The sequence below is a fragment of the Cellulomonas sp. Leaf334 genome (assembly GCF_001424195.1).
In the GTDB taxonomy this organism is placed as follows: domain Bacteria; phylum Actinomycetota; class Actinomycetes; order Actinomycetales; family Cellulomonadaceae; genus Cellulomonas.
Genome location: NZ_LMOO01000005.1, coordinates 468,825 through 483,635, shown reverse-complemented (window position 1 = coordinate 483,635; position 14,811 = coordinate 468,825). Strand labels below are relative to the sequence as shown.

The 14,811-nt window shown below is 76.8% G+C and carries 8 protein-coding genes; 3 read left to right on the top strand and 5 right to left on the bottom strand.

Going from position 1 to position 14,811, the window contains the following annotated elements:
- The first annotated feature begins 25 nt into the window (after positions 1 to 25).
- From ASF78_RS12645 to ASF78_RS12635, 3 genes are all read left to right on the top strand, one after another.
- Complete coding sequence (locus tag ASF78_RS12645; protein WP_056589698.1) at positions 26 to 625, top strand: pentapeptide repeat-containing protein; 600 nt, start codon at positions 26 to 28, stop codon at positions 623 to 625.
- A gap of 65 nt (positions 626 to 690) precedes the next feature.
- Positions 691 to 1,605 carry a hypothetical protein gene (locus tag ASF78_RS12640; RefSeq protein ID WP_056589695.1) on the top strand — a complete coding sequence of 305 codons (915 nt, stop codon included), beginning with the start codon at positions 691 to 693 and terminating at the stop codon, positions 1,603 to 1,605.
- Between the two features lie 50 nt (positions 1,606 to 1,655).
- Positions 1,656 to 3,263, top strand: a complete 1,608-nt coding sequence (locus ASF78_RS12635) for a serine/threonine-protein kinase (RefSeq protein ID WP_056589692.1) — start codon at positions 1,656 to 1,658, stop codon at positions 3,261 to 3,263.
- On the opposite strand, the gene ASF78_RS12630 is transcribed toward ASF78_RS12635, so the two are convergent.
- Genes ASF78_RS12630 through ASF78_RS12610 form a run of 5 tightly spaced genes read right to left on the bottom strand, consistent with a single transcriptional unit; the run spans position 3,260 to position 14,811 of the window.
- Positions 3,260 to 5,470: a transglutaminase-like domain-containing protein gene (locus ASF78_RS12630; protein ID WP_056589687.1), complete on the bottom strand. Its 2,211-nt coding sequence runs from the start codon at positions 5,468 to 5,470 to the stop codon at positions 3,260 to 3,262. The two genes, ASF78_RS12635 and ASF78_RS12630, sit on opposite strands and share 4 nt — an antisense overlap.
- Positions 5,467 to 6,657, bottom strand: a complete 1,191-nt coding sequence (locus ASF78_RS12625; RefSeq protein ID WP_056589685.1) for a DUF58 domain-containing protein — start codon at positions 6,655 to 6,657, stop codon at positions 5,467 to 5,469. The genes ASF78_RS12630 and ASF78_RS12625 overlap by 4 nt, the downstream gene beginning before the upstream one ends.
- Positions 6,658 to 6,659: 2 nt before the next feature.
- Positions 6,660 to 7,628, bottom strand: coding sequence for a MoxR family ATPase (locus tag ASF78_RS12620; protein ID WP_056589682.1), 969 nt, complete (start codon positions 7,626 to 7,628; stop codon positions 6,660 to 6,662).
- On the bottom strand, positions 7,625 to 10,444 hold the full coding sequence (locus tag ASF78_RS12615) for a fibronectin type III domain-containing protein (RefSeq protein WP_056589679.1): 2,820 nt from the start codon (positions 10,442 to 10,444) through the stop codon (positions 7,625 to 7,627). The genes ASF78_RS12620 and ASF78_RS12615 overlap by 4 nt, the downstream gene beginning before the upstream one ends.
- Positions 10,441 to 14,811 carry an FtsK/SpoIIIE domain-containing protein gene (locus tag ASF78_RS12610; protein WP_056589676.1) on the bottom strand — a complete coding sequence of 1,457 codons (4,371 nt, stop codon included), beginning with the start codon at positions 14,809 to 14,811 and terminating at the stop codon, positions 10,441 to 10,443. The genes ASF78_RS12615 and ASF78_RS12610 overlap by 4 nt, the downstream gene beginning before the upstream one ends.

Here is a 14,811-nt window from a genome sequence, read left to right as displayed (position 1 = left end):
GGTTTTCACCCGCGATGATCGACGCATGACCCAGCCCACCACCACGACGACCGTCCGAGGCGAGGACTGGTACGCGCGGGACCTGTCCGGCCAGGAGTTCCGCAACGTGGAGTTCGTGGACCTCGACCTGACCGAGGCGTACGGCACCGGCGCGGTGTTCGAGGAGTGCGTGTTCCGGGGCGCCAAGCTCAACGCCTCCGTGCACACCGACGCCGCGTTCATCAGCTGCACGTTCACGCGGTGCACGTTCTTCGACGTGCGGTTCGAGCGGTGCAAGCTGATCGGCTCCCGGTTCGAGGACTGCACCTGGGACATCGCGAAGGTCGAGGGCGGCAACTGGTCGTTCGTGGCGCTGACCAAGGCGGACCTGCACTCCGCGTCGTTCACCGGGGTACGCCTGCGCGAGGCCGACCTGACCGGGGTCCGGGCTGCGGGCGGCACCCTGCGCGACTGCGACCTGGCCGGCGCGTGGCTGGACCGCGCGGACCTGACCGGCTGCGACCTGCGTGGCAGCGACCTGACGGGCATCGACCCCGCTGCGGTGACCCTCGACCGGGCGATCATCACGCTCCCGCAGGCCGTGACGATCGTCGAGGCGATGGGCCTGGACCTGCGGGTGGACTGACGGGGCGGAACCTTCCACCCCTGCGCGGCTCGACGCACCGCGCGGCGCTCCGGGAGGCTCGACGCATGACGACCCACCTGCACGGAGCGGACACCGACGCGCTGCGGAGGCAGGCCGTCGCCCTGCACGAGGCCGCCGAGGCGCTGACCGCGTGCGCGCAGCGGACAGGACAGTCCCTCGACGCGGTCGCGTGGCGTGGCGCGGACGCCGACCGGACCCGGGAGGAGTGGCGGACGCTGCACGCACGGTCGCTGCTCGCGTCGTCCGTCGCGATGCAGGACGCCGCCCGTCGGCTGCTCGACGAGGCCGACGCCCAGGACCGCGCGAGCGGCGTGACGGGTGCGGCCCCCTCGTCCACGTGGGCCGAGGTCCGTCAGGCGGTCGACCGTGGGCACGACGTCGCCGACCGCCTCCTCACGCAGGTCGGCTGGGTGGCCACCGGGGCGGACGTCGCAGCTGTGGCCGGTGCCGCGGCCCGCTGGTCGAACGTCACCACGGACGCGCCGTACCGCCTGCTCGACCAGGCGCACGGCGCCATGCAGGGCGCGCAGATCGGTCCCGTCGTCGGCGGGGCGCTGCAGGGGGCCGCCGCGCTCGGGGTCGCGTCCGACGCGTACGGCGCGTACCGCGCGCACACGACCGGCGATCTGCACGGCACCGTCGACAACGCCGTCGGTGCGGTCCTCGGCGCCGGTGGCTTCGTCCCCGGCTACGGCCTGGCGAGCGCCGCCCTCGGCGCGTCGTGGGACGTCGGCACGGCGGTGGGCACGGCCGCGAACGAGGCGATGCAGGGCACCGCGTTCGGCGACCGGTTCTCCGCGCGGATGGACGGCGCCTTCGAGGTGGGCGGTGCGTGGGGCATGCTCAACACCCCGGGCGCGCTGCTCGTGACCGCGGGCGAGGAGGTCGGCCTCGCGGCGCAGGGGCTGTGGAACGGTGTCACCGGAACGGGCACCGGCACCGTCGACCCGCCCCAGTAGTCTCGCTCGCGGGTGCGCGGACATACCGGGCACCCGAAGGACGAGGAGCGATGGACGACGACGAGCTGTGGGCGCCCGCGCCGACCCGTACCGCCGCACCGTCCACCGTCGACCTCGGTCTGCCCGGCTACACGGACCTGCGCGAGGTCGCGCGGGGCGGCGACAGCGTCGTGTACCGCGCGCGGCAGGCCGCCCTCCACCGGGACGTCGCGATCAAGGTCCTGCTGGAGACCGACCCGGCGACCGTGGCGCGGTTCGCGCGCGAGCTCGAGCTCACCGTGCGCCTCGGCCGCCAGCACCCGCACATCGTCACCGTGCTCGACACGGGCACGACCGCGCAGGGCCACCCCTGCCTCGTCATGGACTTCCACGACCTCGGGTCGCTGCACGACCGGCTGCGCGCGCACGGTCCGCTGCCCGCCGCCGAGGTGGTCGCGGCGGGGACGGACGTCGCGGACGCGCTCGCGTTCGCGCACGACCAGGGCGTGCTGCACCGCGACGTGAAACCCCAGAACGTGCTGCTCCTGCCCACGTCGTACGTGCTGACGGACTTCGGCATCGCCCGCATGGCCGACGCCGGGCACACGGCGTCGCTCGAGCGGTTCAGCTACCGGCACGCGTCCCCGCAGGTGCTGGACGGGCTCGAGCCCACCGCCACCGACGACGTCTGGTCGCTCGGCTCGACGCTGCACACCCTGCTCGACGGCCGCGCGCCGTTCGCCTCGCCCGACCCGGCCGACGACACCGCGCTCGGCTACCTGCGTCGGGTCCGGACCGGTGCGCGTCGACCGCTGGACCGCGACGACGTGCCCGACGGCCTCCGCACGATCATCGACCGGTGCCTCGCCCCGGCGCGCGAGGACCGGTACCCGTCGGCCGACGAGGTGCACGCGGCGCTCGTCGCGCTGCCCACCGAGACGCGGTCGTGGACGCCCCAGCCGGCGACACCCGTCGTGACAGCACCGAGACCTACGCCACCCGTCCCCGTGCTGCTGCCCGCGCTCGAGCTGCCGCCCGTCCAGCCCGAGGACGACCACCGGCTCGCCCCCTCGGCGCTGTCGCTGCTCGCTCCCCCGCCCGTCGCCACGGACGACGACGAGGCCACCGGTCTGCACCCGGAGGCCTTCGGAGCGCCCCGCCCCGAGCCCGAGGGCGCGGGCGGACGTCGCCCCTGGGTGCGCGTCGTCGGCTTCGTCGGCGGGGCGATCCTCATCGGCAGCGCCCTCGGCGGGGGTGCCACGCTCTGGGCGTCCAGCCGCACACCGCCGACGACGGCGACCCTCCCGAGCGCGCAGCCGACCGCGGCGGGCGTCCCCACCCGCGAGGCACCGACCCCCGCCGCGACCGACCCGCAGCCGGACCTGGCCGTGTCGTCCGACCCGGCGATCGCGCCGACGGACGTCGTGGCGGTCGACCAGGGCACGAGCCTCGACGTGAGCTGGTCGGACCCGACCGGCGGTGCCGTGCAGTTCGTGCTCGTCGACCCGTACGCCACCCCGGAGCCCCGCGCGCTCGCCCAGGTCGACCCGGGCATCACCCAGCACACCGTCGAGGGGGTCGATCCCCAGGCCGCAGCGCTGTGCGTCCTCGTGCTGGCGATCGCCGTCGACGACGTGGATCACCGCGGCGTCTCCGAGGAAGCCTGCGTACAGCGCTAGCGCTGTCCCCGGCGGACGTGCCACGTCGCCGGACCGACCCACCACCGGACGCGTCGGTGCCACGGCACACCGGAGCGCAGCCCGCGCTCCACGTCGAGCGCCGCCCGCCACGCCGGGGCGTCCGCCGGGTCGACGAGGACGGCACCCCCGAACGCCGCCTCCTGCGCGGCGCCGGCGAGCGGTCGGGCGGGGACCCCGGCGAGGTGCTCGATCCGGGCCGCGAGCACGTCCGCGGTGTCGGCGGCGTCGGCGCGGCCCTCCCGCAGCGCGAGCGCCTCGGCGGCGTGCTGCCACGCGCCGACCACCCCCGACCCGCGCAGCCGGCGACGGTGCACGGCGCGCGCGAGGACGGGCACCGCGAGCGCCATGACCAGCCCCGCCACGAGCATCGCCGTCACCGCGAGCCCGACGAGGTCCCACGGGACCTGCCAGGTCGGGGTCGTGTCCTCGTCCACGGGGTCGTCCGCCGCGCCGGTCCCGTCCGAGCCGGCGAGGTCGGCCGGGTCCTCCTGCACCGGCGCGGGGGCGAGCTCGCGCGTCGGGGCGGGCAGCCCGGTCACGCTCGCGGCGTCGGGCGCCGGGTCGAACCGCACCCAGCCCGTGCCCGCGAGGTACACCTCGGCCCACGCGCGCACGTCCTCGCCGTGCACGTCGCGCAGCGTGTCGTCGGCGGCGGCACCCCCGGGCACGCGGAACCCGACGACCACCCGCGACGGGAGGCCGACGGCCCGGGCGAGCACGGCGAACGCCCCCGCGAACTGCTCGGTGCTGCCCACCTGCCCGCCGGCGGTCGGGTCGGCGAACAGGAACTCGCGCAGCCGCGCGTAGGACGACCCGCTCACGGCGTCGACGGCGAGCGACCGGTCGCCGCGAACCGCCTCGGCGAGGTTCTGGGCCTGGTCGAGGCGCGAGCGTGCGCCGGCGACCGCGTCCTGCGCGTAGACCCGCAGGTCGGCGGGCAGCCGGTCGACCTGCAGGTAGCGGTCGACCTCTGGACCGCCGGGGACCCCGGCGCGGGCGGCCCGGTCGGCGTCGGGCAGGTCGACCGTCGCGCTCACCCGGTAGGCGAGCCCGGCGGGCAGGTGCCCGTCGGAGGTGGCGGGCGCGGTGAGCACGCCGGTGTCGACGTCCACCAGCGCTCCCGGCACGGTCGTCACGCCGGCGTCGCCCACGGACGGCAGCCACGTCCCCGGCGACCCCGACGGACCCGCCAGCTCGACGAGGTGCACCTCGACGTCGACCGCGCCGCGCACCGCCCCCGGCGCGAGGGACGGCTCGACGACCGAGCCGAGCTCCCGCAGGTCGAGGTCCGCCGACCAGCCGGCGCCGTCGAAGTCGGGCAGCGCGACCCAGCTCAGGAAGCCCGGGTGCGTGCCGGCGACGCGCAGGACCGTCGCGTCGGCGTCGGACTGCCAGCGGGAGACCTCGGCGAGCGGGTGGACGGCGTCGACGGGGACCCGCGGCGGCGCGACGTACGCGCGCGGTTCGAACGCGGCGCCGGTGACCGCGGCGGCGCTCGCCAGACCCGCGGTCGAGACGAGCGCCACGAGGACGAGCCCGGTGACCCCGCTCGCCCGCCACCGCGCCCGGTGGACCGGAGTTGCGCGTCCGAGCTGGGGTCGGTCCCGTTCGGCCACCACGGCGTCGCCGTCGAGCAGGAGCCAGCCGGCGACGGTCAGCGCGACGAGACCGACCCCGACCGGGCCACGGTCGGCCGCGCCCGCGGTCAGCAGCAGCGCGGCACCGTAGAGCACGCACGCCCCGACGAGCGGTGCGACCCGGGCGGCCCGACGGCCCAGGGCGAGGGCCACCGCGAGCGTGACGACCGTCGCGAGCAGGACGACGGGCAGCACGAGGGCGGGCGCCGCGGGCCGCGGCGACGTCAGCAGGCGGGCGACCGTGTCGACGACGGGCCCGAGGAGCTGTCCCGCCCCCGTCGTCTCGCGCCACGACCCCGCGTCGACCACGGGCGGGGGCTCCGTCGTGCGCGCCACCGACATGGCGACGACGAGTGCGCCCCCGACGACGGCCACCGCCGTGGCCGTCTCGGGGATGCGCCAGCGCCGCGCGAGGGCGACGACGGCGAGGACGACGACCACCGCGCCGGCCACGGGGAGCAGGACGACCGGGGAGGTGAACGCCGCGGCGAGCGGCAGGCTGGCGACGAGCAGCAGGGACGCCGCCCACACGGTCGAGGGAGTCGTCATCGTGCGGCCACCAGGTCCCAGCCGCGCAGCAGGTCCTCCGCGCGGGGACCGCGCACGACGGTGGCGGCGTCGGCGGCACCGAGCACCCGCTCCGGCGCCGGGTCCACGACGAGGACGACGGTCGTCGCCGCCCCGCGGCCCGCGAGCAGCAGCGGCGCGACGGCCGCGCCCTGCCCGGTCACGACGGCGAGCACGTCGATCGCCGTCGGACCGCCCGCCGGGAGCGACACGGCAGCGCCCGGGGACGCGCCCGACCCGGTCGTCCCGACGAACGTCAGCACGTCGAGCGAGCGGCCGGCGGCCGACGACGGCCCGTCGCCGCCCGGCAACCCCGCCGGGACGTCGAGGTCCACGGACCCCGACACGGTCACGCAGCGCACCGGGACCCCCGCGTCGGCGCAGGCGCGGACGAGCGACGCGGCCACGTCGACCGCCTCCTCGAAGCCGTCGTCGTGCGGACCTGTCGGGTAGGCGGCCGCGCGGTCGTCGAGCAGGACGGTCAGGTGCGGCTCGGCCGGGTCGGCGTCGTCGCGCACCATCGGCACCCCCGACCGCGCGCTGCCCGCCCAGTGCACGCGGCGCAGGTCGTCCCCCGGCACGTACTCGCGCAGCCCCACCAGGTCGGTCCCGCCCCGCTCGACGAGCCCGTAGCCGCCGACGTGCCCGCGCCTGCGGCCGAGGGGCGGCCCGTCGACGGTCAGCACGCGGGGGGTGACCTGCAGGGTCGACGACCGGCCGAGCAGGTCGCGCGACCGCACGAGGTCGGCGGGCGCGCGGCGCTCGAGCACGAACGGGCCGACCATGACCAGGCCGCGGCGCTCCGTCGGCACGGACACCTCGACCTCACCCGACTCCCCCGGCGCCAGCCGCCGCGGCGCCAGGGCGACGTCCCGGCCGCCGATCCGTTCGACACCGGCCACGACCAGCGGCATCCACCGGGACGCGTTCCGCAGCCCGACGTGGGCGACCGCACGGGACCGCCGCGGCGTGCTCGTCTCCAGGAGCCGGTGTGTCACGTCGAGCGGGGCGGGCGCCAGGAGCGAGACCGTCGCGGCGGCGACGAGCCCGACCGCGGCGACGCCCAGCGCGACGAGCCCCGGGTATCCGGCGAGCAGCCCGAGCCCCGACGAGACCAGCCCGACGAGCGCCAGGCCGACGCCGCGGGGGGTCGGGTGAAGACGCCTCACGCTCAGACCGCGACCGGGCGCGGCACCTCGACGGCCTCCACCGCGGCGGCGACGACGTCCACGGCACGCACGCCGTCGAGCATCGCCTCGCGGGTCAGCACCAGCCGGTGCTCGAGCACCGCGTGCACGATCCGCTGCACGTCGCTGGGCACCACGTAGTGCCGACCCTGGGCCGCGGCCTGCACCTGGCCCGCGCTGACGAGCCCCCGCAGCGCCCGTGTGCTCGCGCCCAGCCGGACGCGGTGGTCGAGCCTCGTCGCCTCGCCGATCGCCCGCACGTACCGCAGCAGCGGATCGGCGACGTGCACCGCCTGGAGCCCGAGCATCACGCTCGCGACCTCTTCCGGGTCGGTCACGGCGGGCACCGCGGCGATGTCCCCGGCCGTCGACCCCGGCCGCAGGACGGCGACCTCGTGCTCGGCGTCGGGATGGCCGAGCGCGACGCGCACGAGGAAGCGGTCGAGCTGGGCCTCGGGGAGCCGGTACGTGCCGTCGAGGTCGACGGGGTTCTGCGTCGCGACGACGAGGAACGGGTGCGGCACCTGGTGGGTGGTGCCGTCGACCGTGACGGTCCGCTCGGCCATGACCTCCAGCAGCGCGGACTGGGTCTTCGCGGCCGCGCGGTTGATCTCGTCGGCGAGCAGGACGTGCGTGAAGACGGGCCCCGGCCGGAACCGGACGTACCCGCGCGCGGGGTCGAGCACCGTCGTGCCGGTCACGTCCGCGGGCAGCAGGTCGGGCGTGAACTGGATGCGCCGCGACGAGCCGCCGAGCGCCGCCGCGAGGGCACGGGCCAGGGTGGTCTTGCCCGTGCCCGGCACGTCCTCCAGCAGCACGTGCCCGCCGCTGAACAGCGCGGCGACCACGAGCTCGACGACCGGCCGCTTGCCGTGCACGGCCTGCTCGACGGCGTCGACCACGCGGTCGTGCAGGACGCGGAACTCCGCGACGGTGGTGGTGAGGTCGGTCATGCGTGGTTCTCCTCGACGGGACGGGACGGGTTCCGGGAGCCGCGCACGCGGCTGAGACGCAGCGCCGCGGCGGTGAGCAGGAGACCGACCCCGCCGGCCACCAGCAGGGGCCGCTCGTCGCCCGGCGGGAGCTGCGGGGACCACGGGATCGGCACGACGACGACGTCGGCATCGACCGCGGCGGCGGGCGCGTTGCAGATGCCGGTGTCCCGGAAGCAGAGCACCCACTGGTTGCGCGGCGGTACCAGCGCGGTGGCGGGCGCTGCCGTGGCGATGGTGCGGCCGGCGGTGTCCAACGCGGAGACCGTCACCGTCACCGACCCGCCGGAGCTGAACAGGCCGAGGGAGTGCGAGCTGGCACCGCAACCGATCGACCCCGCAGTCTGCCCACCGGTGGACCGTTCGACGACGACCATGCACTCGCCGGCGTTCGCGGCCCAGGCCGCCGGGGGGTCGAGGTGCGCAGTCATCTCCACGGCGGGCTCGTACTGCCCGGGGGTCTCGGCCTCGATGCCCACGACGACCGGGTCGCCGTCCCGCGGCAGCACCGGCGCGGGACGGGGCACTGTCACCCACACGCTTGCCGTCGGGCCGTCGCCCAGCTGGTTGCGCGGTGTCACGTTTACCTCGAACTGCCCGCCATCGGTGCACAGCGGCCCGGAGCACAGCACGTCGAAAGTCACGTCCGGCCCGGCGGCGATCGTCGAGTCGGCGTTGCCACCGACCGACCACGCCACGACGTGGCCGGTGATCGGCGAGCCGTTGTCGCGCGCCGCGTCCCAGTTCAGGTGCACGGTCAGCAGGTCGCCGGCACGTGCGACGACCTCGGCCAGGACGGGCCCGCCGATGGCACCCGGCGGTCCGGGGACGGTCACCGGCGCCGACGGCTGCGACGTCGTCGTGACGGTGCCGCGGACCGCCTGGACGACGAACTGGACACCCACCGCGGGTTGCAGCGCCCGGAGCACGACGGAGCGCGCGTCGCCCGGCACCGTCGTCGTCGCGCCGTCCACCGGCCCGACCAGGAACGAGTCTGCGACGCTGCCGTTGTCGGTCCACGTGACGGTCACCGACCCGTCGGGGTGCGCGGTCGCGGCCACGTCCGTCGGCGGGGTCGGCTGCTGCGGTCCGACGTAGCACGCCAGCGAGGCCGCCTCGATCTCCGGCGACCGGGCGGAGGCGGACCCTCCGTCGTCGGTCACGGCGTCGACCGTGAACGCCTGTGCCACACCGCACGTGACGGTGGTGACCAGCGCGGTCGTCGCGTCGCCGGCGACCTCGGCGACCACGTCGCCCTCGAAGTCACGCACGACGTGCCGGTCCGGCCGAGGGGACCCGATGCTCCAGCTGACCTGCACGTGGATCGTGGCCCGCAGGCTCGTCACGCGTTCCGCCGTCACGTCGGTCGGGCGCCCGACGGTCGGCGCGGAGGGCGTCGGGCCGGGCGTGCCGTCCTCGCCGGGTCCGGCGGTCGCGGTCGCGGCAGCGGTCGCGGTCGCTCGCTCGCCCGGGGCACCGGTGACGTCCGGGAGCGGCAGGTCGGGATCCGGGACGGTCTCCTCGGGGAGCTCGCCCTGGGCAGGCACGGCGCCCTCGCCGCCCGGGTCGCGGTCGGCCCCGGACCGCTGGCCGCGCGACGGACCCGTGGCTCCCGCGGAAGCCGACGAGCGGTCGTTCGGGTCCTGGACGGCCACGTTGCCGCGACCGGTGTCGATCACGCGCGTCGTGCCGTCCGTCTCGACCATCACGGCGCGCCCGCCGTCCTCGGTGTGCACGACGAGACGCCCGTCGTCGACGAGGAGCCGCGGGTTCCGACCGCCGGGCACCACGACGTCCGCGCGCGCCCGGCTGCCGTCGGGCCGCAGGACGACGACGCGGCCGGCACCCTCGCACGGCACGTAGACGAGGCCGCCGAAGACGGCCGGCCGGCCGGGGCGGTCGCAGCCCAGCGCGCCGACGCCGACCTCGCGGACCTCGTCGCCGGTGAGCAGGACGACCGTCGAGCGGTCGGGCAGCCCCGCGGGGGCCAGGTTCGTCGGCGACCCGGCGGCCGGCAGGACCTGCCCCTCGAGGTGCGGCACCGCGACAGAGAGGTCCCGGCCGCCACCGACCTGGAGCACCGACCCGCTGTCGGGGGCGAACACCGTGACGCCCTGGTCGTGCGGCAGCAGCCGGGTGCCCGGGCCGCCGCCGCGGACGGCGGTCTCGTCCGTGTCGAAGGCGCGGTCGTCGGGGACCCAGGTCAGCGAGAGGAGCCGGCCGGTGGCCGTGACGGCCCACACCGTGCCGCCGCGGTCCACGACGACGTCGACGAGCTCGGCGCCGACCCGGTACGGCGCGCCGAGGTCGCGCAGCGTCAACGGGTCGACCGCCCGCACGACGCCCGTCGACGGGGTGACCAGGTACGCCTGGCCGCCGCCGACGAGGACCCGCATGGGCTCGTCGGAGTGTCGCTGCCCGCCCGTCAGGAGGGTCGAGAGGTCGATGCTCGTGATCGTGCCGGTGCGTGCGTCGCCGACGACGAGGTGGCCGTCCTGCTGGCTGACCTCGAGCTCGGCGCCCGGTCCGGCGACCGTGAGCCGTCGCTCCGCCCGGCCGGTGCCGGGGTTCACCTGGACCAGCTGCCCGGTCTGCTCGTCGGTCAGCCACGTCACGCCGTCGGACATCGTCACGACGGAGCTCGCGGCCCCGGAGCCGAGCGCGGCGCCGAACACGAGGGCCGCGCCGAGCACGGCGACCCCGGCCTCGGTGTAGCCCAGGTCGCCCCGGGCGAGCCGGCGCACGAGCGAGCGCGGTCCTGCGGCCGAGCGGTTCAACGGACTACCTCCCGGTCGACTGCGGGCGATAGTACCTGGACAACTCGGACAGATCCGGCACTGACCAGGAGACCGCGACCCACGCCCGAGGAGGGTTCGTGCGTGTGCATGGGGACCGACGCCCCGACGAGCGACCCGTCCGCGAGCTCGGGCGAGAGCAGGACGGCCCGCCGTGCCCGACGTGCGGCCGCGACGGGTCCGGCGACGTGCTGCCGGGCCCGGGCCTCGTCGGAGTCGGCGGCGACCACGACGGCGAGCCGGAGCGTCGCCGCGCTCTCGACGACCCGCGCGAGCAGCTCGACGAGCCGGCGGTCGTCCCCTCCGCGCTCCCAGCCCCGTTCCCACTCGTGCGCGTCGTCGACGAGCAGGACACGCCATCCGCCGTCCGTCGGCACCGGTCCGTCCAGCAGCCCGTCGAGCAGCGCCGTCACCGCGGCCGGGTCGCTCGCGACGACGTCCACACCGGCGGCCGCCGACGCGCGCGGCCCGACCAGGTGCACGGTGCCGGGCCGGTCCGCCGCGCGGCCGACCAGCTCGGCGAGGCCCAGCAGGAACGACGTCCGCCCCGTCCCACCCCGACCGAGGACGAGCAGCGGGGCCGGCAGCAGCGGGAGCACCACACCCGTCGCGAGGTCGCCGTCGACGCCCACGCACACGTCGTCGCGCTCCGGCGCCGGGACGAGGTGGACGGGCACCCGCGTCGGCATCGCGGGCACGGCCACCGGCGGCTGCGTCGCGTACCGCTGCGCCTCGCGTGCGGCGACCGCGCGCAGCAGCGCAGCGTGCCGCGGCGTCCCGGCACCGCCGACCGTCGCGACCTGCACCTCGGTCCGCCCGAGCAGGCCGCGGCCCGCCACGGTGCGGTCGTCGAGCACGGACTGCGGCACGCCGAGCACCTGGTAGTCGTCGACGGTCGCCATGCGCAGCACCAGCCGCTGGCCGAACGCGGCCCCGAGCGCCGACGGCAGCCCGGTCCGGCGCGGGGTGGTCGCGGTGACGTGGACGCCGCAGCGGCGGCCGTCCTGGAGCACCGCGAGGAGGTGGTCGACGTGCCCGCGTCGCAGGGGTCCGCCGCCTTCGAGGTGCTCGACGAGCTGCGGCAGGTTGTCCACCAGCACGTGCACCCGGGGCAGGACGACGCCCGCGGCCGCGAGCGCCTCGACGTCGGCGGCACCGTGGCGCACCAGCAGCGCGTTCCGCTCGGTGAGGGTGCGGTGCAGCATCCGCAGCAGGCGCGTGACGCGTTCGGGCTGCTGCTCGACCACGACCGAGCCGACGGACGGCAGCACCTCGACCGCCGTCAGGCCGCCACCCGCGGCGTCGATCCCGTAGACGAGCGCGGGCGCGTGGTCGTGCGCGAGGGTCGCGGCGACGGCGACGGTCCGCAGGAGCTCGGTCTTGCCGCTGCCCGACGCCCCGTGCACGAGCAGGTGCCCGGCGCGCGCGTAGTCGACGAGCAGAGGATGCTGCGCCTGCTCCCCCGGCAGGTCGGCGATGCCGATCGCGAGCGTGCCCGGGGCCGGGACGCACGTGTGCACGTCCTCGGTCACGCCGGGCACCGCCGCCTCGTCGCCCGCGTCCGCGCCGAGCAGCAGGGCGCCGAGCGCACCCCCGGCGAGCACGACCTCGTCCGGGAGCGCGGGCAGCCAGGGGCGCTTGGGCGCGACATGGCCGGACCGTGCGAACGCCTCGCCGACGGTGAGCACCAGACGTTCCAGGTCGGACCGCTCGTTGACGCGCCCCGTCCCGCCCGTGGCCGTGGCGTCGGCGCGCGCCGAGAACGCCCGGACCTGCACGGCGGCGGACTCGTCGTCCACCGGCTCGTGCGCCCCGACCCACGCGACCTGCACGAGCTCGCGGGTGCCGTGCCCGGTGCGGCGCAGCCAGGCGCGGCCCGGGGTGCGGCGCGAGAGGTGCGCCGCGTCGGGCGACTCGACGACGTCGGTCGAGTCGTCCGTGGAGGCCATCCGCAGCGCGATCCGGAGGTCGGTGTTCGCCTTGATCTGCGGCGTGACGACGCCGGACGGCCGCTGGGTGGCGAGCAGGAGGTGCATGCCGAGCGACCGCCCCCGCTGGGCCACGTCGACGACGCCGTCGACGAACTCCGGCACCTCGGCGAGCAGCGCCGCGAACTCGTCGACGCAGATGAGCATGCTCGGCGGGGCGACGTCGGGGCGCAGCTTCTCCAGGGCGACGAGGTCCTTGGCGCCGTGCTCGGCCAGCAGGTGCTCGCGCCAGGTCAGCTCGGCCCGCAGCGACACCAGGGCCCGTGCCACGAGCGCGGGCGTCAGGTCGGTGATGTAGCCGACCGTGTGCGGCAGGTCGGCGCACTCCCGGAACGCCGCACCACCCTTGTAGTCGACCAGCAGGAACGTGATGCGCGACGGCGGGTTGTTCGCGGCGAGCGAGCACAGCAGCGTCTGCAGCAGCTCGGACTTGCCGGAGCCGGTGGTCCCCGCGACGAGGCCGTGCGGGCCGTCCTCGCGCAGGTCCACGGTGACGACGCCGTCGGCGCCCGCGCCGAGCTGGGCCCGCAGCCCGGTCGACGAGGCCCACCGGCCGACGACCGCGGACACGTCGTCGGGGTCGTGCAGGTCGGAGCCGAGGTCGGGCAGCCGCACCGCGTCGGGCAGCGCCGAGTCGGGCGGCACGACGGCCGCCTCGTCCCGGAACGCGGTCAGCGTGCGCGCGGTCTGCCAGGCGGCGGCGAGGTCCAGCTCGTCCGCCTGGACGACCTCGTCGTCGCCGCCCCGGTCACGACGGCGCACGAGCCCCGCGTCGAGGTCGAGCAGGACGTCGGTCGCAGCCGGCACGCGGTCGGCGTCGCGACCGACCCACAGCAGGTGCACGCTCCGCTCGCCGGCGACCGCGGCGACGGCCTCGACGGCACGCCGCGGGACGCCCGCGGTCTCGTCGACGAGGCACACGACGTGGCCGCGCGCCCCGTCGGGCGCCACGAGGGCGTCGAGCAGCGCGCCCCCGTCGGTCGCACCCACGGCGACCGGCGGGAGACCCGCCACGCGGTGCGCGGTGTGCGGCAGCCAGCGCAGCCACGTCTCCACGTGCGCGGTGTCGGCCCCGAGGACGGCCGCGACGGTGACGTCGGTCGGTGAGTGCGCGGCGGCGAGGCGCACGAGCAGGGCCCGCACGACGGCGTCGGCACGGTCGCGGTCCGCGCACGTCACCGCGGCGACCCGGTGGCCGCCGAGCACGAGCGGGACGGGCTGGTGGGCCAGCACGGAGCGCGCGTCGAGCTCCTGGGACGCCAGGTCGCGCTGCACGCGGTCGCCGCCGCGTGCCACGGATCCGGTGACGAGCGCCGGGCGGGGACCTCGACCGACGCGCACGTGCAGGAAGTCGGGGTCGTCGAGACGCCGCGCCCACGTGCCGGGGTGGCGGCCGGCGACGCGCTCGCGGACCGTCACCAGGTCGGGCTCGTCCTCGTCGGCCCGTCGGCGCTGCACGTCCGCCGCCGCGTCGAGGCGGCCGGTCACGTCGTCGAGGTCGTGGCGCCAGGCCTGGAGCTGCGCCTCGTGCTCCGCGCGCTGCTGCTTGCGGGACACGACGTGCTGCACGGCCATCATCATCGGGAAGCCCAGCATGAACACCAGCGAGAACGGGCTGCGGCTCGTCGCGAACATCGCGCCGCCGAGCACGACCGGCATGAGCATCATCGGCCACGGCATCGGCGTGGGACGCGGTGCCGTCGGCGGTGCGGGCACCTCCAGCGCCGCGGGATCCAGCCGGGCGCCGAACCGCGGCGGCCGCAGCACGCCCGCGTCGGCGGGCAGCGGCGTGGCGTCTCCCCGGTGGACCTCGAACGTCGTCCGACCCACCTCGACGCGCTCGCCCCAGCCGACCGAGACCGCCCGCAGCACGTGCCGGCCGGCGACCCGGGTGCCGTGCGCGGAACCCTCGTCGCTCACCACGACACCCCCCGAGAGCAGGACGCGGGCGTGGACGCGGGAGACCAGCTGATCGGTCAGCCGGACGGTCGCGGCCGACCCGCGGCCCACGGTGAACGCGTCCGACTCGATGTCGAGCTCCTGTCCGGCGTCCGGCCCGGCGACGACCCGCACGCGGGCGCGAACCGGCTGTCGGCCACCCGGACGGTCGAGCCAGGACGCGGGGACCGTCGCGACCGGCACGACGGCGCCGGTGCTCAGCGGCGCCTGCGCGAGCGGCAGCGTGGCCGGCCACGGGGTTCCGTCGGTCGTCGGTGCGAGCAGGGCGCCCGTACCGGCGCCGAGGAGCGCGGCGAGCGCCCGGGCCAGGTCGGCGACGCGGGCGTCGGGGCGGGCGACGACCTCGACGTCGACGGGCCGCAGCCCGCTCTCGCGAGTCGGTTGGAGGGTGAGACGCCACAT